The organism is Variovorax sp. SRS16 (genome assembly GCF_901827165.1).
Taxonomy (GTDB): domain Bacteria; phylum Pseudomonadota; class Gammaproteobacteria; order Burkholderiales; family Burkholderiaceae_C; genus Variovorax.
Genome location: NZ_LR594666.1, coordinates 1,098,592 through 1,120,806, shown reverse-complemented (window position 1 = coordinate 1,120,806; position 22,215 = coordinate 1,098,592). Strand labels below are relative to the sequence as shown.

The following is a 22,215-nucleotide window of genomic DNA, read 5'->3' as shown; positions in this document are numbered from 1 at the left end:
CAAACTTATTCACTGTGGAGCGAGACATGAAATATTCAGAAGCCAAGGCAGGATCCGCGACACCGATCGACCCGCGCCGCCGGCGCGTTTGTGGCGCGCTGGGTGGATGGGGAGTCGCAGCATTGGGCGCCCTGCAATGGCCGGCCCACGCGGCAGCGCCCTGGAAGCCCGATGCGGGCGTGGAGTTCGTTGTGCCTGCGGGCCCCGGTGGCGCTCTGGACCAGGTCGGCCGCGCGATGAAGCAGTACTACGACCAAAGCGGCGCAGCGCCCGGCAAGCCCTTCCTGGTGTCCAACAAGCCGGGCGCCAACGGCAAGATCGCTTTCGATGTGCTGATGCAGCATCCCAGAGACCCGCACTATCTTTCGATCAACACGCACGGATACATCGCCAGCTATCTCACGGGGAACCTGGACATCCTCCCCCACCGCGACCTGCAGACCATCGCGGTGCTGCAGGAAGAATTCCTGATCCTCGCGGTGCGTGCCGACTCACCGTTCAAGGATCTGCAGGCGCTCCTGGCTGCACTGCGCGCCGATCCCGCCAGCCAACGCCTGGCGGTGGCCACCAGCATCGGCAATCACATCCACATCGGAACCGCCAAGGCCCTGAAAGCAGGCGGCGTCGATGTGTCCAAACTGGTCGTCGCGCCCTTCAGGTCGTCGATGGACTCGATCGTGGCCCTCGTGGGCGGACAGCTTGAAATGGTGGCCGCAACGACACCCAACGCGCTGGCCATGATGCAGGCAGGAAGGATCCGATTGCTCGCCGTCAGTTCGGACACTCGCCTGGGCGGCGCCTTCGCAGGCGTCCCGACCTGGCGCGAAAGCGGCGTCGATACGAGCTTCCATTCGGCGCTGGGAATTGTCGGCCCCAAGGGTCTTGCCCCGGAACAGATCGCCTTCTGGGAAAACGTCTGTCGCCAGATGGTGGCGACCACCGCGTGGAAGCGACTCGTCGAACTCAATCAGAGCAAGTCGCTGTTCATTCCACATGCCCAGGCGACCGAGTACTACGAGAAGGAATACCAATCGATGCTCTCGACCGTGCGCGAGATCGGCCTGCTGGCGAAAGGAATCTCATGACGACCCAAGCACCGCCCGACAAGAGCGGCCCGTTGTCGGGCTATCGCGTCCTCGAGCTCTGCTCCACCGTCTCCGGCCCCGCCTGCGCCAGGCTGCTGGGGGATTTCGGTGCCGACGTGATCAAGGTCGAACCCCCTGGCGGCGATCCGCTGCGCAGCATGGGCAAGCATGCCGGCGACATATCGTTGTACGCCGCAACGATCCTGCGCAACAAGCGTTCGATCTCCGTCGACCTGAAACATCCCAAAGGCCGGCAACTCGTTCGCGAGCTTGCATTGAAATGCGACCTGCTGGTCGACAGCTACCGGCCCGGCGTGATGGAACGGCTGGGCCTGGGCTACGAAGAGCTCTCGAAGGAAAACCCCGGACTCGTGATGGTGCGCATCTCCGGATATGGCCAATCCGGACCGTACAGCCAGCGGCCCGGTTACGGCGCCATCTGCGAGGCCATGGCCGGCGTTCGCAACCTCATCGGCGATCCGGACCGGCCGCCCGCGCGCGTGGCGGTGGCCGCCACCGACTACCTCACGGCGGTGTTCGCTGCATTCGGTGCCGTCACGGCGCTGCTGGCGCGCAAGAAGACCGGCCGCGGGCAGGTCGTCGATGCAGCCCTCTACGAAGCCGCATTCACGCAGATGGAGGCCTACGTCCCGGCATTCGAGACGACCGGCTACGTCCCTCAGCGCGTGGGACCCAATCTGCCGAACATGGCGCCCAACAGCCTCTACCCGACGCGGGACGGCGGCTATGTGCTCATCGCCGCCAACAGCGACGCCACCTTCGAGCGCCTGATTCTCACGATGGGACAGCCCGAGCTCAAGGACGATCCCCTGTTGTGCTCCATCCGTGCGCGCGGCAACAACATTCCGTATTGCAACGAGGTCGTGTCCGCCTGGACACGACAGCACGACGGACCCGATATCGAAAAAATGCTCCTGGCGGCGGAGGTGCCCGTGTCGCGTGTCTACACGATGCCCGATATCTTTGCCGATCCGCACTTCGCCGCACGCGGCATGCTGACGCGCGTCCCGCATCCTCAACTCGGCGAGCTGGTGCATCCGGGAATCGTGCCGCGCCTTTCGGATACGCCGGGACGCATCGTGAAGAGCGGTCCTGACCTGGGGCAGGACACCCGTTCGATCCTGGCCGACGAATTGGGATTCAGCGAGAGCGAGATCGACGACCTGCTCGATCAGAAGATCGTCTACGGCATGGCAGCGTCCAGCGACCCGGCCGGCCATGAGCCCCATGCGAGCAAGCTGGAGACCGACTGATGTTCAACAAGATCCTCGTGGCCAATCGAGGCGCCGTGGCGGCACGGGTGCTGCGCGCGTGCCGGAAACTCGGCATTCGCACGGCAGTGGTCTACTCCGAAGCCGATCGTGATCTTCCCTATCTGGCGGCGGCCGACGAGCGCCATGAGATCGGTCCGGCGCCGGCGGCGGAAAGCTATCTCCATCAGGATCGTCTGCTCGACGTACTGCGGCGTTCCGGCGCCGATGCCCTGCACCCGGGATACGGCTTCCTTTCGGAGAACGCGGCCTTCGCCGAAAAGGTGGAGGCCGCCGGTGCCACCTTCATCGGCCCCAGCCCGAAGTGGCTCGCCGCGATGGGCCACAAGACCCGCGCCCGCGAATTGATGGCGAGCCACGGCTTGCCCATGGGCGCCAGCTCGAGGCTCCTTGGCGCGGACATGGCGGCCAATTTGAAGGAAGCCGAGCGCGTGGGCTACCCGGTCCTCATCAAGCCGGCGGGCGGAGGCGGCGGCATTGGCATGATCGCCGCGCACAGCCCCGCCGACCTGCCCAAGGCGCTGGAAGGTGCACGCTCCCTGTCGAGCCGCAGCTTCGGCAGCGTCGACATCTACCTGGAGCGGCTGGTGCAGCGACCACGGCACATCGAGTTCCAGATCCTGGCCGATCGGTATGGCCATGTGCGTCATCTCTTCGAGCGTGACTGTTCCGTGCAGCGGCGCCACCAGAAAGTCGTGGAAGAGGCCTGTGCCCCGAACATCCCGCGCGCCATGCTCGACGCTGCCGCGGAGCGCATTGCGGCCGTGCTGGGGTCGCTGCGCTATGACGTGATCGGCACGGTGGAAACGCTCTACGACACCCAGACTGGCGAGTTCAATTTTCTGGAGGTCAACACGCGCCTGCAGGTGGAGCATGCCGTGACCGAGGAGGTCACGGGCATCGATCTGGTGACCTCGCAGATTCGACTCGCGGCCGGCGAGCGTTTGAGCGAAGTCCTGCCCGACACCCTGGAGATCCAGGGGCATGCCGTGCAGGCGCGCATCTATGCCGAGGATCCCGTGCGCTTCTACCCTTCTCCGGGGCTGCTCGAACTGCTGGAGTTTCCGAGCGCCGAAGGTGTGCGGCTGGAGACGGGCTATGCCACCGGATGCCGCGTCACGCCCCACTACGACCCCATGATCGCGAAGATCATCGCGCGCGGCCGGAATCGGGATGAAGCCATCGCCCGGCTCGACGCGGCGCTGGAAGGCAGTCGGATTCGTGGCGTCAAGACGAACATTCCATTCATTCGCCAAGTGCTCGCGAGCGAGCAATTCAGGTCGGGCGCGGTCCACACGGACATCGCCGCGGACGTTCTTCGCGAGGCGGCAAATCGTACGGCCGCGGTGGCTTCGTAGCGCCGCGGGCACCGCGCGTCCTCGGCGCATCGCGGAACAGGACGCCGCGCGATCCAGCTAGCTCAGTCGCCGGAGCAGGCCCGCCGTCGATGCGTCCAGCCCCTGCACGTCGCCGGAGGCAAGACGCGGCTCGATGTCCTTGGCCAGCACCTTGCCGAGTTCCACGCCCCACTGGTCGAAGCTGTTGATGCCCCAGACTGCGCCGCTCGTGAACACGCGGTGCTCGTAGAGCGCGATGAAGGCGCCCAGCGTCTCGGGCGTGAGTTTCTCGAGCACGAAGAAAGTGCTCGGCCGGTTGCCCGGGAAATTCCGCGCGCCCTTGTCGTCGTGCTTGCCCACCATCAGCGCCTGGGCCTGCGCGATCGCATTGGCCAGCAGCTTGGGATGATGGCCTTCGAGCTCGTGCGCCGCATCGCGCACCGCCATGAACTCCAGCGGCACCACGTCCGTGCCCTGGTGCAGCATCTGGAAATACGCATGCTGGCCGTTGGTCCCGGGCTCGCCCCACAGCACGGGCGAAGTGCCGAAGGACAGCGGCTCGCCGCCGGCATCGACCTGCTTGCCGTTGCTTTCCATCTCGAGCTGCTGCAGATAGGCCGGAAGCCGCTTGAGCGCGCTGTGGTACGGCGCGATGCTGCGGCTCGTGAAGCGATGGAAGTTGCGATACCAGACATCCAGCAGGCCCAGGCGCACCGGCAGGTTCTGTTCCAGCGGCGCGGTGCGGAAGTGCTCGTCCATCGCATGCGCGCCGGCGAGCAGGCTGCGAAAGCCTTCGGCGCCGATCGCCAGCGCGATCGGCAGCCCGATCGCCGACCACAGCGAATAGCGGCCGCCGACCCAGTCCCAGAAGCCGAAGGTGGTCTCGATGCCGAAGGCGCGCGCGGCCTCGACGTTGGTGGTGAGCGCGGCGAAGTGGCGCGCGATGTCGACGCCGCCGGACTGCTCGAACCAGCGCCTGGCCGACTGCGCATTGGTCATGGTTTCGGCGGTGGTGAAGGTCTTCGAGGCGATCAGGAACAGCGTGTGTTCCGGCGCCAGGCCGCGCAGCACGCCGGCCAGCTCATGCCCATCGACATTCGAGACGAAGTGGAAGCGCTTGCCCGGCGCGACATGCGCATCGAGCGCCAGCACGGCCATCTGCGGCCCGAGGTCGGAGCCGCCGATGCCGATGTTGACCACGTCGGTGATCGTGTGGTCGGAGCGCACCGTCTCGGCATACGCCAGCATCGCATCGAGGGTGGTGTGCACGTCGCGCAGCGCACCGGCCAGCTCGGCGGGCACCGGCGCCGAAGCCGGGCAGCGCAGCAGCGTGTGGAGCACGGCCCGGTCTTCGGTGGTGTTGATGTGCCGGCCGGCGAACATGGCGGCGCGATGCGCCTCGAGTTCGGTTTCGCGCGCGAGCGCGAAGAGCAGCGCTTCGGTCTGCGCATCGAGCAGGTTCTTGGACAGATCGGCAAAGAGGTGCGGCGCGGACTGGCTCAGGGTTTCGCAGCGCTTTGCATCCGCCGCGAAGGCCTGCCGCAGATCGAAGCTGCGGCCCTGGGCGTCGTAGTGCGCCTGCAGCTTCTTCCAGGCGGCGGTGCGGTCGCAGCGGGGTCGGGTCATGACGCCTCCATCAGCTTCTCGAGCTTCACCGCATCGGCCGCGAAGGCGCGAATGCCTTCGGCGAGCTTCTCGGTGGCCATCGCATCCTCGTTGAGGGCGAAGCGGAACGCCGCCTCGTCGAGCGTCTGCAGCGGCATGTCGCGCCCGCCCGCGGCGCCGGCATCGAGCGCATGGGCGAGCGGCGCCTCGCTGCCGGCCAGCTGCGCCAGCAATTCGGGGCTGATGGTCAGCAGGTCGCAACCGGCCAGGGCCGCGATCTGGCCCACGTTGCGAAAGCTCGCGCCCATGACCTCGGTCGCGATGCCATGCTGCTTGTAGTAGCCGAAGATCTCGCGCACCGATTTCACGCCGGGGTCGCTGGCGCCCGCGTTGGCGGCCTCGTCCCACTGGCTGCCGGCGGACTTCTTGTACCAGTCGTAGATGCGGCCGACGAAAGGCGAGATCAGCCGCACCTTCGCGGCACCGCAAGCCACCGCCTGCGCGAACGAGAACAGCAGCGTGAGATTGGTGTGGATGCCTTTCTGTTCGAGCTGGCGCGCGGCCTCGATGCCTTCCCAGGTGGAGGCCACCTTGATCAGCACGCGCTCGCCGACGTCGATGCCTTCGGCGCGGTACAGCGCCACGATGCGGTCGGCGCGCCGGATCGTCGCCGCCGTGTCGAAGCTCAGCCGCGCATCGACCTCGGTCGAGACGCGCCCCGGGATGATGGACAGGATCTCGGTGCCGAAGCGCACCAGCAGCCGGTCGATCAGCTCGTCGACGGGCAATCCCTCGTATTTCCTGACGGCGTCATCGAGCAGGGGCCGGTAGTCGGCTTTCTGCACCGCCTTCAGGATGAGCGAAGGGTTGGTGGTCGCGTCTCGCGGCTTGAACTGGGCGAGCTGGCGGAAATCACCGGTGTCGGCCACCACGGTGGTCCATTGGCGGAGGGCGTCGAGTTGGTTCATGCGGCCATTATCCCGCCGCAACACTACAGGGCGTGTCGTCCGTGGCTGACGAAATGCGCGGCGAGGCGGCCCTATGTTGGCCCTTTGACAGTCCCTCGGAGAACCCCATGCCCCTGCGCAAACACCGGACGCCACCCTCGCCGGACGCCTTCGACGACCGCGCCTACAGCGCGTCGATCGGTACGCTGGCGACGGCCTTCTGCGTCGGCGGCGCGTTGACGCTGCTGGCACTCCACACGGCCCGGACGGCACGCGCCGACCGGATCGGCGGCCCACCCGACGGCGCGCCGCTGATGCGCGCGCCGCTGCAGGTGGTGGCGCCGGTCGACCTCCATCGCTACGCGGGCCTGTGGCATGAACAGGCACGCTTGCCGAACCGTTTCCAGAAGCAATGCGCCGGTCCGGTCAGCGCCGAGTACACGCCGATGCCGGACGGCACGGTCGAGGTGCGCAACCGCTGCATCCTGCCGGACGGCAGCTTCGATGAATCGATCGGTTCGGCGCGCGTGGTGCCGGTCGCGGGCCAGCCCGGCGCGGGGCGGCTCGAAGTGCGCTTCGCGCCCGAATGGCTGGGCTGGCTGCCGGCGGTGTGGGGCGACTACTGGATTCTGAAGCTCGATCGCGCGTACCAGGTGGCGCTGGTGGGCACGCCGAATCGCAGGTACCTGTGGGTGCTGTCGCGCGCGCCGCGCCTCGACGATGCGGCGCTCGAAGCCGAACTCGACTATGCGCGCACGCTCGGTTTCGACGTCGATCAGGTCGAGCGCACCGGCAGGTAGGCCGCGAGCTGCGCCGGCACGGCGCTCGGCGTCTCGCAATGGATGGCGTGCCATCCCATCTCGCGGGCGGCGATGACGTTGGGCAGCGAGTCGTCGATGAAGACGGTCTGCCCGGCGGCCAGCCGGTAGCGCGTGGCCAGCAGCGTGTAGATCTCGGGCTGCGGCTTGATCATCTTCACGTCGCCCGAGAAGATCCCGCCGTCGAACCAGCGAAAGAAGGCATGGCGCACTTCGAGCACGCGCGCGTAGGGCGAGGGCATGTTCGACAGGTAGTACAGCCGCAGGTCCTCGCCCGCGTCGCGGCGCGCGCGCAGCTGGTCCAGCAACTCGAGCGTGGGGGCGATCGGCTCCAGCCGCTCGCCCATCGGCGCGAGCGCCGCTTCGAGCCGATCGACCGGCAGCGAAAGGCGCAGCGCCATGCGGCCGATCGCATCGTCCAGGCTGTGCGTGCCGCGGTCGAAGCCCAGCCAGTCCTCGTGGTGGAACATCTGCCGTGCCAGCGCGTGCGCGGCTTCCGCCGTCGGCGCGAGGTGCGCGAACTGCGTCTGCACCAGCGGCACCGGCTCCCAGGTCAGGAGCACGGCACCCAGGTCGAAGACGATGTTCATGCGCCGGATACCGCAGGCACGTCCGCCGCGACCGGCACCACCGACACGCCATGGTTGGCGAGCGACAGGGTCGTCTGCGCGCCGGCCGCGAGCGGCCTCGACAGGTCGGCCGAGACCACGAACACGGCGCCCAGTGCCGTGTCGAACACGTACTCGTAGAAACTGCCCAGGTAGGCCGCCTTGCGCAAGGTGGCCGGCAGGCCGATGGCGGCACCGATCTGCCAGGCCTCGGGCCGCACCGCGACCTTGACCAGCCCCGGCGCGATGTCGTAGCGCGCAGGCAGCGTGAGCGGGCCGAGCTCGACGCGGCCCTCGGGCTGCGCCACCGCGGGGAACACCATCGCCTCGCCCATGAAGCCGGCGACGAACTCGCTCTCGGGATGGCCGTAGAGCTGTTCGGGCGTGCCGCGCTGCGCGATCACGCCGTGGTCCATCACGATGATCTGGTCGCTGACGGCCAGCGCCTCGCTCTGGTCGTGCGTGACGTAGGCGACCGTGAGCTGCAGGCGCTGCTGCAGCGCGCGGATCTCCTCGCGCATCTCGCGCCGCAGCCGGGCATCGAGGTTCGACAGGGGCTCGTCGAACAGCAGCACGGCCGGCTCCAGCACCAGTGCGCGCGCCAGGGCCACGCGCTGCTGCTGGCCGCCGGAGAGCTCGCTCGGCAAGCGCTCGTCGAAGCCGACCAGTCCGACGCCCCTGAGCGCATCGCGCGCCCGCGCCGCGGCCGCGTCCTTGCGCTCGCCGCTCATGCGCAGGCCGTAGCTCACGTTCTCGATCACGTTCATGTGCGGGAACAGCGCGTAGCTCTGGAACATCATGCTCACGTTGCGCTCGGCCGGGCCCAGCGTGGTGACGTCGCGCCCGCCCATGAGGATCGAGCCCGATGTCGGCGACTCGAGGCCGGCGATCATGCGCAGCGTGGTCGTCTTGCCGCAGCCCGAGGGGCCGAGGATGGTGGTCAGCGTGCCGGCCGGCACCTCGAAGCTGATGCCCTTGACCGCCAGCGGTGCGCTCGGGTCGCTGCCGTAGCGCTTGGTGACGTTGCGGAACTCGATGCCGTTGCTCATTGTTTCTTCCCTGTGTTCAGTGGGCCGGCACCACGAGGGCCGGACCGGCGGCCTTGCGGCGTCCGAGCTTGCGCTCGCCGACCACGAATTGCACCCCCGCGATTGCGAGCGACATCAGGATCATCAGCACCGTGCAGTAGGCCAGCGCCAGGCCGTAGTCGCCGTTGCCGACGCGGCCGATGATGTAGGTGGTCGCGAGTTCGTTCTCGGCCGTGACCAGGAAGATCACGGCGCTGACGGTCGTCATCGCGCGCACGAAGCTGTAGATCAGCGCGGCGACCAGCGCCGGCTTCAGCAGCGGCAGCACCACCTTGAACAAGGTCTGCGAGGTCGAGGCGCGCAGCATCAGCGAGGCCTCGTCGAGCGAGCGGTCGAGCTGCTTGAAGGCCGCGGTGCCAGCGCGCACGCCGACCGGCAGATTGCGGAACATGAAGCACAGCACGATGATCAGGCCGGTGCCCGTCAGCTCCAGCGGCGGCACGTTGAAGGCCAGGATGTAGCTCACGCCGAGCACCGTGCCCGGAATCGCGAAGGCCAGCAGCGCCGCGAACTCGAAGGCGCCCTGCCCCTTGAATTCATTGCGCGCCAGCAGCCACGCGATCAGCAGGCCGAAGCCGGCGGTGATCGGCGCCGAGATGGCGGCGAGCTTGACCGTGGTGATCAGCGAGTTCCATGCCGTGCCGGCCCACACCAGGCCGAACTTGCCCCATTCGAGCGCGAAGGCGTTGTGGAAATGGTCGAGCGTGAAGGTGTAGTCGCGGCCCCAGGTGCGCACGAAGCCGCCCGCGAACGCGAACAGGTACACCACCACCGTGAATGCGACCCACGGCAGCGCGATGCAGTAGATGGTGCGGCGCACGCCGTTCGGCAGCGGCATCGCGATGCCGGCATCGCCCTTGCCGCTTACCGTGGTGTAGTTCTGCTTGCCCAGCACCCAGCGCTGCAGCGCGAACACGCCGAGCGCGAAGATCGTGAGCACCCAGGCCAGCGATGCGGCGCGGCCCTGGTCGTACTGCGCACCGACGATCGCGAAGAAGATGTCGGTCGACAGCACATTGAACTGGCCGCCCACCACCACGGGATTGCCGAAGTCCGCGATGCTTTCGATGAAGCCGACCAGGAAGGCATTGGCCAGGCCCGGCTTGAGCAGCGGCAGCGTGATGGTGACGAAGGTGCGCCAGCGGCTGGCACGCAGCATCTGCGCGGCCTCTTCGAGGCTCGGCGCCACGCCCTGCACCACGCCGCGCATGATCATGAACGCGATCGGCGTGAATGCGAACAACTGCGCGACGAGGATGCCCGGCATGCCGTAGAACCAGCGCGTGGGCTCGATGCCGAAGCTGCTTTCGAGCAGCTGGTTGACGACGCCCGCACGCCCGAACAGCAGGATCAGGCCCAGCCCGACGACGAAGGGCGGCGTGATGATCGGCAGCAGCGCGAGCACCTTGAGAGGCCCTTGCCAGCGCTTGCCGCCGCGCTCGGCCATCAGTGCCATCAGCGTGCCGAGGAAGGTGGTGCCGGTGGCCGTGATCAGGGCCAGCGCCAGCGTGTTCCAGGCGACGCCGCAGCGCACCCCGCCGGCCAGGCACTCGAGGCCCCAGACGCGGTCGGTGCCGATGCGAGCCCAGAGGGCATTCAGCGACGCGTGCCCGTCCTCATTGAGAAAGGCACCCGCGAGCGCCTTGCTCACGGGATAGGCGATGAAGAGCGCCATCAGTACGCCGCAGCCGATCACCGCGGCCGAGACGAACAGATCGCCCTTGAAGAAGCCGAGCCGCGCGAGCCCGAAGGCCGCGAGCAGGATCAGCGCCGCGAGCGCGACGAAGCCGCCCGCGCCGATGCCGAACTGGTTGCCCGCGAGCTCGCCGAAAGCGCTGTTGAGCCATGCGAAGCTCCAGCCGCGCGCACCGATCGTGAAGCCGCTGAGCGCGAGGCCGATGGCGCCGATCGCGCCGCCGGCCAACAGCCACCGGCCCTGCGCGCGTCCCGGGCGCAGCAAGCCGCCGAGCACGCACAGCGCGAGGCCGAACAGGCCGACGAAGAGCCAGCTGCGCCCCTGCTGCAACGCCTGCATGACGCCGTCGGCACCCTCGGCCTGGCCGAAGACCTGCGGCAGGGCTTCGTACCAGGCGGTGTCCTGGATCGCATACCAGGGCAGCGCGACGTAGCCGACGAGCCCGGCCGCGATGCACGCCCAGATGGACGCGTTGGGCCGCCGTTGTCCTCCCGAAGCGATCGGCACGCTAGTGCGGCAGCGAGTTGACTTCCTTCTCCCAGCGCGCGATCAGGCGCCGGCGCTCGTTGCTCTCGCCGTACTTCTTGTAGTCGTAGTTGATCATCTTGATCTTCTTGAAGTCCGGCACGTTCGGGTCCACCGGCGTGGCCTTGTTCGACGGCAGCTGGTATTGCTTGGACGCGGCGCCGAAGGTCTGGGCCTGCGGCGTGAGCGCCCATTCGTAGAACTTCTTGGCCTGCTCGAGATTGCGTGCGCCCTTGACGATGCTCATGGAGCCGATCTCGGCGCCGGTGCCCTCGGAGGGAGTAGTGGTCTCGACCGGAAAGCCCTGCATCTTTTCCTGCGGCGCATCGTGGATGAAGCTGATCGACACCGCCGTCTCACCGCGTGCCACCGCCTTGATCGGGCCGGTGCCCGAGCGCGTGTACTGGCTGACGTTCTTGTGCAGTCCCTTGAGGTAGTCGAAGGCCTTGTCCTCGCCCATCAGCTGCACCAGTGTCGCGATCATGGTGTAGGCCGTGCCGCTCGAGGCCGGGTTGGCAACCTGGATGTCGCCCTTGTATTCGGGCTTGAGCAGGTCGGCCCAGCTGCGCGGGATGTCCATCTTCTTTTTCTTGATCAACTCGGTGTTGTAGCCGAAGCCCAGCGGACCGGAGTAGATGCCGACGGTCCTGTAGCCCGACTGCTGCGCCTGCTGCTGCGCCCACGGGTACAGCTGCGTCAGCGTGGGCGACTTGTATTCGATCGTGAGGCCGAGCTCGGCGGCCTGCAGATGCGGATCGCCGGTGCCGCCGAACCAGACGTCGGTCTTGGGGTTGTCCTTCTCGGCGATCAACTGCGCGAGCGCCTCGCCCGAACCCTTCAGCGCGATGTTGAGCTTGACGCCGGTGGTCTTCGCGTAGACGGTGGCGATCATGTTGCACCAGTCGGCCTGCACCGAGCAGATGACGTTGACGGTCTGCGCCGATGCGGCGGCCGAGAGGCCGGCCAGGGCCGCCAGGACGAACAGCTTCTTCATGTTGTGACCTCGCTCCTGAAACAAAAAAGGCCCCGCGGGCCAGCATGCAGCTTAGCGCGACGAGCCCGGCGCGGGATCGGTACAAGTACCATTCGGTGGCAAGCATCCTGCTTCGCGATCTCTCTCAACAACACGGATGTATCCATGAGTTTCGATCTCGTCCTTTTCGGCGGTACCGGCGATCTGGCGTGGCGCAAGCTGATGCCGGCGCTGTTCCAGGCCTTCCGCCATGGCAGCCTGCCGGACAACGGCCGCATCATCGGCGTGGCGCGCGACGATCTGTCCGACGATGCCTACCGCGAGCTGATCCAATCGCGCTTCGAAGCGGTCGAAGGCGCCAAGCGGCCGACGCCCGAGGAGTTCAAGAAGTTCGCGGCGATGCTGTACTTCCTGCGCCTGGACTTGTCCAAGCCCGCCGACTACGCGCGGCTCGCCGAGTCGCTGAAGACGCGCAATGCCGATACGGTGGTGATGTACGTGGCCACCGCGCCCGCCCTCTTCACCCAGGTGGTCGAGCAGATCGCCGCGGCCGGCCTCAATGGCGCGCACACGCGCATCGTGCTCGAAAAGCCGCTCGGCCACGACCTCGCGTCGAACCGCGCGATCAACGAAGCGGTGCGCAAGGTGCTCTCGGAGCAGCAGGTGTTCCGCATCGACCACTACCTCGGCAAGCCCTCGGTGCAGAACCTGTTCGCGATGCGCTTCGGCAATGCGCTGTTCGAGCCGATGTGGCGCCGCGAGTACATCGCCAACATCCAGATCACCATTGCGGAAGACCTCGGCGTGGAAAAGCGCGGCGCCTTCTACGACCAGACCGGTGCACTGCGCGACATGGTGCAGAACCATGCGCTGCAGCTGGTCTGCGCGATCGGCATGGAGCCGCCGATCAACGCGCATGCCGATGCGATCCGCGACGAGAAGCTCAAGGTGCTGCGCTGCCTCGCGCCGTGGACCCCCGAAGCCATCGGCCTGCATGCGATCCGCGGCCAGTACGCGGCGGGCACGGCCTACGGCGAGCGCGTGCAGGGCTATCGCGACGAGCCGGGCGTCGACCCCGAAAGCCGCACCGAGACCTTCGTTGCGCTGCGCACCGAGATCGCCAACTGGCGCTGGGCCGGCGTGCCGCTCTACATCCGCACCGGCAAGCGCCTGGGCTCGCGCGATGCGCGCATCGAGGTCAACTTCCGGCCGACGCCGCATCCGATCTACCGCGCACCGGCGGGCGGGGCGGTCAACAAGCTGGTGATCAACCTGCAGCCCAAGGACGGGCTCGAACTGCACATGCTCGCGCAGGCGCAGGACAACCGGCAGCGCAACGGCAACCGGCACGCGGGGGCGCAGCTGGCGCCGGTGCAGCTCGACCTCGACTTCGACAAGCGCTTCGGCGCCGAGCGCGTGGGCGCCTACGAGCGGCTGCTGCTCGATGTCATCGACGGCCGGCTGAACCTGTTCGTTCGCAGCGACGAGCAGGAAGAGGCATGGCGCTGGGTCGAGCCGCTGATCGACAGCTGGGCCTCGGACGGCGTGCCGCGTCCTTACGCGGCGGGCACCTGGGGTCCGAGTGCATCGAGCGCGATGATCGCCCGCGACGGCTTCGCGTGGGGAGAAGAACAGTAATAGGCCCACCCCCAGGCTTGCTCGCTTCGCGTAGCCGCCTCCCCCCTTCGAGGGGGCGCCGTCTGCGGCCCGGCGAAGCCGGTTCCGCGGCGGCTCCCGAACCGAGTGCGCCGCGATCGGGGGTACTCGGGCCTAGATCCGTTCTTCTTGCACTGCGTGGCATGCCACCTGCACGCCGCGCAGCATCTGAAGCGAAGGCCGCTCGGCCTTGCAGCGCGCGTTGGCATGCGGGCAGCGCGGATGGAAGGTGCAGCCCGTCGGCGGGTTCAGCGGATTCGGCACCTCGCCCTGCACCGGCGTGCGCTTTTCTCCCGTGTGCTTCATCTTCGGGATCGCATCGAGCAGCATGCGCGTGTAGGGATGCTGCGGCGTCGCGAAGAGCTTGTGCTTGTCGGCCACTTCGACCAGCCGGCCCAGGTACATCACGCCGACCTGATCGGCCACGTGGCGCACCACGGCCAGGTTGTGCGAGATGAAGAGGTAGGTCAGGCCCTGCGCGCGCTGCAGGTCCTTCATGATGTTGAGCACCTGCGCCTGCACGCTCACGTCCAGCGCCGAGGTCGGTTCGTCGCACACCAGGAACTCGGGCTGGGTCGCCAGCGCACGCGCGATCGAGATGCGCTGGCGCTGGCCGCCGGAGAACTGGTGCGGGTACTTCACCATGTCCAGCGGACTCAGCCCCACCGATTGCAGCAGCTCGCCGACGCGTGCCTTGAGGGCAGGCCCTTCCTTCAGGATGCCGTGCTCGCGCAAGGGCTCGCCGATGATGTCCTCGACGATCCAGCGCGGATTGAGGCTCGCATACGGATCCTGGAAGATCATCTGGATGCGCCGGCGCAGCTTGCGGCCCTCGGGCGTCTTGAAGGCCGCATGGGCATCCTGGCCGTCGAACTGCATGCCGCCGCGGCTGGGCTCGTACAGGCCGACCAGGAGGCGCGCCACGGTGCTCTTGCCGCAGCCGGATTCACCCACGAGCGCGAGCGTCTTGCCGCGCTCGATCGAGAAGCTGACGCCGTCGACCGCCTGCAGCAGCACGCGCGGCTTGCGTTCGAGCACACGGTTGAGCCAGGGCGGCGAGACGTCGAAGCTCTTGGCCAGGTCATGGGCCTGCACGAGCGCGTTCATGCTGCAGCTCCGTGTGCCGCCGACGCGCCGGGCGTGGCCTGCAGCCAGCAGGCGGCGTGGGTGGCGCCCGCGTTCATGAGGTCCGGGCGCTCGACCATGCAGCGGTCGAAGCTGCGCGGGCAGCGTGGGTTGTAGGCGCAGCCGCGCGGAATGGCATTCAGGCGCGGCATCGCGCCGTCGATCTGGTTGAGGCGGTCGCGGTCCACCTCCATGTCGGGAATGGAGGCCATCAGCCCGGCGGTGTAGGGATGCGCAGGCTGATGGATCACCTCGTGCACGGGTCCGATCTCGGCCACGCGACCGGCATACATCACCGCCACGCGGTCGCAGGTTTCGGCGATCACGCCCATGTCGTGGGTGATCAGCATCACGGCCGCGCCACGCTCCTTGCAGATGGACTTGAGCAGCTCGATGATCTGCGCCTGGATCGACACGTCGAGCGCGGTGGTCGGCTCGTCGGCCACGATCAGCTTCGGCTCGGCCGCCAACGCGAGCGCGATCACGACGCGCTGGCGCATGCCGCCGGAGAACTGGTGGGGGAAGTGGTCGAGGCGCTGCTCGGCGGCCGAAATGCCGGTGTCCGTGAGGAGGCCGATGGCGCGTTGCCGTGCCTCGCTCTCGCTCACCGGAAGGTGCGTGCGGATGGTTTCGATCAACTGCCGGCCGACGGTGTAGAGCGGGTTGAGCGAGGTCAGCGGATCCTGGAAGATCGCACCGATGCGGCGGCCGCGGATGTGGCGCATGGCCTCGTGCCCGAGGTTGTCGATGCGCTGGCCTTCGAGCCGGATCTCACCGCCCGCGATGCAGCCCGGCGGTTCGAGCAGGCCGATGATCGCCGCACCGGTGAGCGACTTGCCGGCGCCGGACTCGCCGACCACGCCGAGGATCTCGCCGGGCTCGATCTCGAACGAGATGTCGTCGATGGCGCGCAGCGTGCCGCGCCGATGCGGGAACTCGACGACCAGGTTGCTGACTTGCAGGAGGCTCATGGGGTGCCGGGCCTTCAGCGCAAGCGCGGATTGAGGGCATCGCGCAGCCAGTCGCCGAGCAGGTTCACGCTCAACGAGATCAGCACCAGCATCGCGCCCGGGAACACCGTGATCCACCACTCGCCCGAGAACAGGTAATCGTTGCCGACGCGGATGAGCGTACCCAGCGAAGGCGAGGTCGGCGGGACGCCGACGCCGAGAAAGGACAGCGTCGCCTCGGTGATGATCGCGGTCGCGACCTGGATGGTGGCCAGCACCAGCACGGGCCCCATCACATTCGGCAGCACATGCCGCACCATGATGCGCCAGGGCGATACGCCGGTCACGCGCGCGGCCTGCACGTATTCCTTGTTGCGCTCGACCAAAGTGGATCCGCGCACGGTGCGGGCGTACTGCACCCAGCCGCCCAGCGTGATGGAAATGATCAGCACGCCGAACGCCACCGAGGTCGGCGCATTCGGGAACAGCGCGCGGCCGACGCCGGAGATCAGCAGCGCCACGAGGATGGCCGGGAATGACAGCATGACGTCGCACACGCGCATCAGGAAGGCATCGAGCCAGCCGCCCCAGAAGCCGGCCAAGAGGCCGAACAGCACGCCGACCAGCACCGACAGCGCGACCGACACCAACCCGACCACGAGCGAGATGCGCGCGCCGTAGATCACCGCCGACAGGATGTCGCGGCCCTGGTCGTCGGTGCCGAGCAGGTACTTGGCCGAACCTTCGGCGCTCCAGGCCGGCGGCAGCCGCGCGTCGCCCAGTTGGAGCGACGCGAGATCGAACGGGTTGTAGGGCGACACCCAGCCCGCGAACACTGCGCAGAAGATGCAGATGAAGGCGATCACGGCCGCGGACATCGCCACCGGCGAGCTGCGGAAGCTGTAGCCGACGTCGCTGTCGAGCCAGCGCGCTAGGGTTTTTTTCATCGTGGGGCAGACAGAACGGGGCCCGCAGACGCGGGCCCCGCGATGGTCATTTCATCGAGCGCTCAAGGCTTGATGCTCATCCACTTGAAGTACATGAAGTTGTCGGCCAGCTGGGTCAGCTCGACCTTCTTGCTCACGCCCCAGGCCAGCGACTGCTGGTGCAGCGGCAGATGGCCGACGTCGTCCGCATGGATCTTGAAGGCTTCCTTGATCAGCTCGTTGCGCTTGGTCTTGTCGGTCTCGGACTGGATCTTCTTGGTGATCTCGTCGAGCTTCGGATTGCAATAGGCGCCCAGGTTGAACTGGCCGGCGCCCTTGTCGTCTGGGCATTGCGTCAGCGAACTGAGCGCGTTGTGCGCATCGTAGGTCGTGGGCGTCCAGCCGAGCATGTAGAAGCTGGTGTCGCGCCGCAGCACCTTGGGGAAGTAGGTGCCCTTGGTCTCGGCGGCGAGGTTGATCTTGACGCCGATCTTCGCGAGGTTGGCCGCCACGCTCTGGCAGATCTGGCCGTCGTTGACGTAGCGGTCGTTGGGGCAGTTCAGCGTGACCTCGAAGCCGTTCGGATAGCCGGCCTCGGTCAGCAGCTTCTTCGCCGCATCGACGTCGTAGGGAAGACGCTTGTCCTGTTCGGCGGTCCAGCCGTTGATGCCGGGGCCGACGAGCAAGGCGGTGGGACGCGAGGCGCCGCGCATCACGGTGCGCTGGATGCCGACGATGTCGATCGCCTGGTAGAAGGCCTGACGCACGCGCTTGTCCTTGAAGGGGTTCTTGCCCTTGACGCTCGAGTACAGCAGCTCGTCGCGCTTCTGGTCCATGCCCAGGAAGATGGTGCGCAATTCCGGGCCCGAGATGACGCGCGCGTTGGGACTGGCATTGACGCGGGCGATGTCCTGCACCGGCACCGGCTCCATCACGTCGACCTCGCCCGACACCAGAGCGGCGACGCGCGTGGCCGGGTTGGCGATCGGCGTGAAGATGATCTCCTGGGCGTTGCCTTCGATCTTTCCCCAGTAGTTCGGGTTGCGAACGAAGACCGTCCGCACGTCGGGCTGGCGTTCGCGCACCTTGAAAGGCCCTGTGCCATTGGCCTTGAACGACGCGGTGTTCTCGATGCCCTTGCGCTTGTCGACGGGCTTGACGGCCTGATTGGCCTCGCACCATTTCTTGCTCATGATCATCGTCAGCGAGATCACGTCGGGAAGAATCGGGAACGGCCCCGCGGTTTCGATTTCGACGGCGTAGTCGTTGACCTTGCGCACTTCCTTGACCTCGTTCAGCGTGGCCTTCATGTCCGAGCCGTCACCCTTCGCGCGCGCGAAGCTGAACACCACGTCGTCGGCGGTGAACGGCGTGCCGTCCTGAAATTGAACGCCCTTGCGCAGTTCGAAGCGCCACACGTTCGGCGAGGTCTGCTTCCAGCTCGTGGCCAGCAGCGGCGCCAGGCTCAGATCCTTGTTTCGACCCACCAGCGTTTCATAGACGTTGGCGTCCACGCTCAATTGCAGCGACTCGTTGAGCGAGTGCGGGTCGAGCGAGAGTGCATCCCCCTGATTCGCGATCCGGATGGTCTGCGCGCTCGCCACCAGGCTCGCGCCAGCCAGCACCATCCCTGCGGTTGTGGCGATCAGGTTCTTTTTCTTCAGATTCATGGGAAGCACTCCTCGGGGTTGAAGATGGAGTCAAGACGCCGCGGATGCGAGCTTGCTCTTGGATTTGCCGGCCTCGGCCAGCGGCATGCCCTGCTCGACGAGCCCCGCGTGCAGCGCGGCGCCGAGCGGCAGGATTTCATCGTTGAAGTCGTACCGGCTGTTGTGCAGGAAGGCGCCGCCCTTGGCGTCCTGGCCGATGCGCAGATAGGCGCCTGCCTTCTTCTGCAGCATGAACGAGAAGTCCTCGGCGCCCATGCTCGGCTCCATGTTGCGCTCGACGTTGTGTGCACCGACCAGCGACTGGGCCACGTCGCCGGCAAACACAGCCTCGGGCGCGGTGTTGATGGTGGCGGGGTAGATGTGCTCGAACTTCACCTGGGCCGTCGCGCCGAAAGCCGCGGCCACCGCGCTGCACAACTCGACCAGACGCTGCTCGACGAGCGTCTGCACGCGGGCGCTGAAGGTCCTCACGGTTCCCACCAACGTGGCCTTCCCCGGCACCACGCTCATGGCGCCCAGGTCGCCGGTCTGGACGGCGCAGATGCTGACCACGGCCGCGTCGATGGGGCGCACGTTGCGCGACACGATGCTTTGAACCGCGGTGATGATGTGTGCGGACACAAGGACCGGATCAACGGTCAGATAGGCGTGCGCGCCGTGACCGCCCTTGCCGGTGACGTCGATCGTGATGCGGTCGGCCGCGGCCATCATCGCGCCGCGATTGATGCCGACCGTGCCGGCCGGCAGGCCCGGCCAGTTGTGCATGGCGTAGACGGATTCAACGGGGAAGCGGTCGAACAGGCCGTCTTCGATCATCACGCGGGCGCCTGCGAAGCCCTCTTCTCCGGGTTGAAAAATGAGCACGGCCGTGCCGTCGAAGTCGCGTGTCTCGGCAAGGTAGCGGGCGGCCCCGACCAGCATCGCCGTATGGCCGTCGTGGCCGCAGCCGTGCATCAATCCGGTCTTGGCGGAGCGCCAGGAGAATTCGTTGTCCTCGCACATCGGCAAGGCATCCATGTCCGCGCGCAGGCCGATCATGCGGCCGCTGGCTGTACCGCGGCCGTGGATCACGCCGACCACGCCCGTCTTGCCGATGCCGGTGTGGATCTCGTCCACGCCGCATGCCTTCAGCGCTTCCTGGACGCGTGCGGCCGTGTAGACCTCCTCGAAACCGAGTTCGGGATGCGCATGGAGATCTCGGCGGAAAGCGGTGATCTCGGGATAGAAGCGCGCGATGTGGGAGAACGCCCGTCCCGAGGCCTGAATGCGCGGCTGCGACATCGTCAATGGCCTCCCGCGGCATTGCCGACGCGAAGCCGAGGATCGACCGCGAAGTAGAGCAGATCGACCACCAGGTTGATGACGACGAAGATCAGGGCGATCAGGCAAAGATAGGCTGCCATGACCGGAATGTCCGCAAAGGTCACTGCCTGAATGAACAACAGGCCCATGCCGGGCCACTGGAAGACGGACTCGGTGATGATCGCGAACGCGATGAGCCCTCCCAGCTGAAGGCCGGTGATGGTGATCACCGGCACCAAGGTGTTCTTGAGCGCATGGCCGAAATGGATGGCGCGATCCGACAGGCCTCGGGCACGGGCGAACTTGATGTAATCGGTGCGCAATACCTCGAGCATCTCGGCGCGTACGAGCCGCATGATCAACGTGAGTTGGAAGATGGCCAGCGTCACTGCCGGCAGCACGATGTGGTACCAGCCGTCAGCCTTGAGCAGGCCAGTGCTCCACCAGCCGAGCTGCACCGTGGCGCCACGTCCGAAACTGGGAAACCAACTCAGCATCACGGCAAAGACCAGGATCAACAGAATGCCGATCAGGAAAGTCGGCAGCGAGACACCCAGCAGGGAAATGGTCATGAACACTTGGCTCATGAACGTTCCACGCCGCAATGCCGTGTAGACACCCATCGGCATGCCGATCAGGAGAGCCAGCAGGGCGGCGACCAAGGACAGTTCCAGGGTGGCCGGAAAGCGCTCTCCGATGAGGCGCGACACCTTGGCGCCTTGCCGCAGGCTCAGACCGAACTCCCCCTGCGCCGCATGGACAAGAAAATGCCAGAACTGCACGACGAAGGACTGATCGAGCCCCAGGTCGGCGCGCAATGTGCGAATTTGCTCGGGAGACGCATCCTGGCCCAGCAGGAACACGATGGGATCACCGACATACTGAAACAGCAAGAAGGCGATGAAGGCAACCGCGACCATCACGATCACGGCCTGAATCAAACGGCGCAATACGAAAGCAATCATCAGCAGAGGGTGTGTGCAACGATGCTAGCAGAGCAATGTGCGTGCCCATGCGGGGGTTCCCCGGGGGTCGCACCAGATCGGAGCGCTTCTTTGTCCTGGGCAAATTGACGCGGGCAAAAAAAAGCCGCCCGACTCGCGTCGGGCGGCTTTTGAGCTTTTCATTCGAAGCTGGCTGACGCCAGCGTCAAATCAGAAAGCGTGACGGATACCGAAGTCGTAGCCGATCGAGCTCTTCGGGGTGAAGACGCCAGCGGTGTAGAAAGCGGGGCCGCCGGTGGTCAGGTTCGCACCGTTCTTGTTCTTGATGTAGGCAACCGTGGCGTACAGCGCAGTGCGCTTCGACAGGTTGTGCACATAGCCAAGAGCCAGTTGGTCAGCCTTCGGATCACCCACCGTCGAGAACGGCAGGTTGTAGTCGTACTTGACATGACCGTACGAAGCGCGGATCAAGCCTGGACCGACCGGCACCGTCACGCCGAGCAGGTAGCCGTCGACCTTGATGTCGTTGGCGCGAACCAGCGGAGCGATCGCGTAGTCAACCTTGTTCTTCGTCCGCGAGTATTCGCCGAACAGCTTGGCAGGACCGAAGTCATACGAAGCGCCCAGGTTGAACGAGTCCAGGTTGGTGGTGGTGCCCGGACCGAAAGCGCTGGCGATCGTGCTTTCGCCGTAGGAAGCCGCGACGTCCAGAGGACCGTTGGCGTAGCCGAAACGGCCACCCACGTAACGGCCCGTGCGCGTGTCTTGGTTCGTGTTGGCGATCGCTGGGATGCCAGAGTCAAAGTGCGTCTTCTCGTTGAAGGCGTACTGAACTTGACCGTAGAAACCACCCAGGTTCGGCGGCAGGAAGTAGCCGATCATGTTGCTTGCGCGAACATAGTTGCTACCGCCCACGTTGGTCACACCACCAGTGTTCGAATTCACGAAGCCAGGGAAGGCATTGGAGCCAGCGTTCGCCCGGAACACCAGGCTGGTGCCGACGCCGTTGGTGCCGAACGGATCGAACACGGTGTCGTTCCAGAACGTCGCGGTGTAGTCACGACCCAGGCGGATTTCACCGAAACCACCCGACAGGCTGACCGTCGAACGACGCGCGAAGGTGCTGACGCCGGTTTGGCCGTCATCGTTGCTGATCGGGGCTTCGAGCCAGAAGCTGGCTGCCAGGCCACCACCGAGGTCTTCCGTACCACGGAAGCCCAAACGGCTGGAGTTGTAGCCCGAATTGGCCAACACGGTCTGACTCGTCTTCACGCTACCTTGGTTCACATAGAACGGGTTCAGAAGGGTCGCGAAGTTCCGATCTTCCGACTTGTTCGTGTAGCCGCTGATCGAGGCGTCCACGATGCCGAACAGCGTCACGGACGACTGAGCCGAGGCCACACCGACAACAGCCAGTGCAGCCAAGGCAACTAGAGATTTTTTCATCATTGCAAGTTTCTCCAAGGTTAAACATAGGGCTCCGGCGCGAAGGGCTCACCGTGACTGGCACTTTGTGCTCCCACCGGACCCCGGGCCAACCTCCTTTTGGGAAGTTGTCGCTATTGCACCAGAGGCGCTTCTTCAGGGCAAAGCAATTCCGCCGAAATCTCCGAAGGGCGCAATGTTTCGTTGCAGTGGTGCAACAGATTTTTGACGGCCTTCGCCGCA

18 protein-coding genes are annotated in these 22,215 nt (G+C 66.3%); 5 read left to right on the top strand and 13 right to left on the bottom strand.

The window, feature by feature from the left end; genetic code table 11:
• The first annotated feature begins 26 nt into the window (after positions 1-26).
• From E5P2_RS05360 to E5P2_RS05350, 3 genes are read left to right on the top strand one after another with little or no spacing between them, the layout of a single operon-like run.
• Positions 27-1,085 (top strand): tripartite tricarboxylate transporter substrate binding protein, encoded by a 1,059-nt coding sequence (locus tag E5P2_RS05360; RefSeq protein WP_162566123.1) that lies wholly within the window; start codon positions 27-29, stop codon positions 1,083-1,085.
• The gene (locus E5P2_RS05355) at positions 1,082-2,359 is read left to right on the top strand and encodes a CaiB/BaiF CoA transferase family protein (protein ID WP_162566122.1); all 1,278 of its coding nucleotides are present in this window, start codon (positions 1,082-1,084) and stop codon (positions 2,357-2,359) included. The genes E5P2_RS05360 and E5P2_RS05355 overlap by 4 nt, the downstream gene beginning before the upstream one ends.
• Positions 2,359-3,735 (top strand): acetyl-CoA carboxylase biotin carboxylase subunit, encoded by a 1,377-nt coding sequence (locus tag E5P2_RS05350; protein WP_162566121.1) that lies wholly within the window; start codon positions 2,359-2,361, stop codon positions 3,733-3,735. The genes E5P2_RS05355 and E5P2_RS05350 overlap by 1 nt, the downstream gene beginning before the upstream one ends.
• 57 nt (positions 3,736-3,792) lie before the next feature.
• Here E5P2_RS05350 and pgi read toward each other — a convergent pair whose 3' ends face one another.
• On the bottom strand, positions 3,793-5,340 hold the full coding sequence (gene pgi, locus E5P2_RS05345; RefSeq protein WP_162566120.1) for a glucose-6-phosphate isomerase: 1,548 nt from the start codon (positions 5,338-5,340) through the stop codon (positions 3,793-3,795).
• Positions 5,337-6,287, bottom strand: coding sequence for a transaldolase (gene tal, locus E5P2_RS05340; protein ID WP_162566119.1), 951 nt, complete (start codon positions 6,285-6,287; stop codon positions 5,337-5,339). Before tal ends, pgi begins: the two co-directional genes overlap by 4 nt.
• Before the next feature lie 107 nt (positions 6,288-6,394).
• Between tal and E5P2_RS05335 the strand changes: the two genes are divergently transcribed.
• Entirely contained in the window at positions 6,395-7,066 is a 672-nt protein-coding gene (locus tag E5P2_RS05335) for a lipocalin family protein (RefSeq protein ID WP_162566118.1), read from the top strand.
• On the opposite strand, the gene E5P2_RS05330 is transcribed toward E5P2_RS05335, so the two are convergent.
• Genes E5P2_RS05330 through E5P2_RS05315 form a run of 4 tightly spaced genes read right to left on the bottom strand, consistent with a single transcriptional unit; the run spans position 7,042 to position 11,995 of the window.
• Entirely contained in the window at positions 7,042-7,674 is a 633-nt protein-coding gene (locus E5P2_RS05330; RefSeq protein ID WP_162566117.1) for an HAD family hydrolase, read from the bottom strand. The two genes, E5P2_RS05335 and E5P2_RS05330, sit on opposite strands and share 25 nt — an antisense overlap.
• On the bottom strand, positions 7,671-8,741 hold the full coding sequence (locus E5P2_RS05325; RefSeq protein ID WP_162566116.1) for an ABC transporter ATP-binding protein: 1,071 nt from the start codon (positions 8,739-8,741) through the stop codon (positions 7,671-7,673). Before E5P2_RS05325 ends, E5P2_RS05330 begins: the two co-directional genes overlap by 4 nt.
• 16 nt (positions 8,742-8,757) lie before the next feature.
• Positions 8,758-10,983 carry an ABC transporter permease gene (locus E5P2_RS05320; protein WP_162566115.1) on the bottom strand — a complete coding sequence of 742 codons (2,226 nt, stop codon included), beginning with the start codon at positions 10,981-10,983 and terminating at the stop codon, positions 8,758-8,760.
• Position 10,984: 1 nt separating this feature from the next.
• On the bottom strand, positions 10,985-11,995 hold the full coding sequence (locus E5P2_RS05315; RefSeq protein WP_162566114.1) for an ABC transporter substrate-binding protein: 1,011 nt from the start codon (positions 11,993-11,995) through the stop codon (positions 10,985-10,987).
• Positions 11,996-12,139: 144 nt separating this feature from the next.
• On the opposite strand from E5P2_RS05315, the gene zwf reads away from it, so the two are divergent.
• Positions 12,140-13,612 carry a glucose-6-phosphate dehydrogenase gene (gene zwf / locus E5P2_RS05310; protein ID WP_162566113.1) on the top strand — a complete coding sequence of 491 codons (1,473 nt, stop codon included), beginning with the start codon at positions 12,140-12,142 and terminating at the stop codon, positions 13,610-13,612.
• Positions 13,613-13,744: 132 nt separating this feature from the next.
• Here zwf and E5P2_RS05305 read toward each other — a convergent pair whose 3' ends face one another.
• From E5P2_RS05305 to E5P2_RS05275, 7 genes are all read right to left on the bottom strand, one after another.
• Positions 13,745-14,737: an ABC transporter ATP-binding protein gene (locus tag E5P2_RS05305; RefSeq protein WP_162566112.1), complete on the bottom strand. Its 993-nt coding sequence runs from the start codon at positions 14,735-14,737 to the stop codon at positions 13,745-13,747.
• Complete coding sequence (locus tag E5P2_RS05300; protein ID WP_162566111.1) at positions 14,734-15,726, bottom strand: ABC transporter ATP-binding protein; 993 nt, start codon at positions 15,724-15,726, stop codon at positions 14,734-14,736. The genes E5P2_RS05305 and E5P2_RS05300 overlap by 4 nt, the downstream gene beginning before the upstream one ends.
• 14 nt (positions 15,727-15,740) lie before the next feature.
• Complete coding sequence (locus tag E5P2_RS05295; RefSeq protein ID WP_162566110.1) at positions 15,741-16,652, bottom strand: ABC transporter permease; 912 nt, start codon at positions 16,650-16,652, stop codon at positions 15,741-15,743.
• Positions 16,653-16,714: 62 nt separating this feature from the next.
• Entirely contained in the window at positions 16,715-18,301 is a 1,587-nt protein-coding gene (locus tag E5P2_RS05290) for an ABC transporter substrate-binding protein (RefSeq protein ID WP_174262639.1), read from the bottom strand.
• 30 nt (positions 18,302-18,331) lie between these two features.
• Positions 18,332-19,582, bottom strand: a complete 1,251-nt coding sequence (locus tag E5P2_RS05285; RefSeq protein WP_162566109.1) for a M20 aminoacylase family protein — start codon at positions 19,580-19,582, stop codon at positions 18,332-18,334.
• A gap of 2 nt (positions 19,583-19,584) precedes the next feature.
• The gene (locus E5P2_RS05280) at positions 19,585-20,568 is read right to left on the bottom strand and encodes an ABC transporter permease (RefSeq protein ID WP_162566108.1); all 984 of its coding nucleotides are present in this window, start codon (positions 20,566-20,568) and stop codon (positions 19,585-19,587) included.
• Between the two features lie 189 nt (positions 20,569-20,757).
• Positions 20,758-21,993, bottom strand: a complete 1,236-nt coding sequence (locus E5P2_RS05275) for a porin (protein ID WP_162570343.1) — start codon at positions 21,991-21,993, stop codon at positions 20,758-20,760.
• Positions 21,994-22,215: the final 222 nt, after the last annotated feature.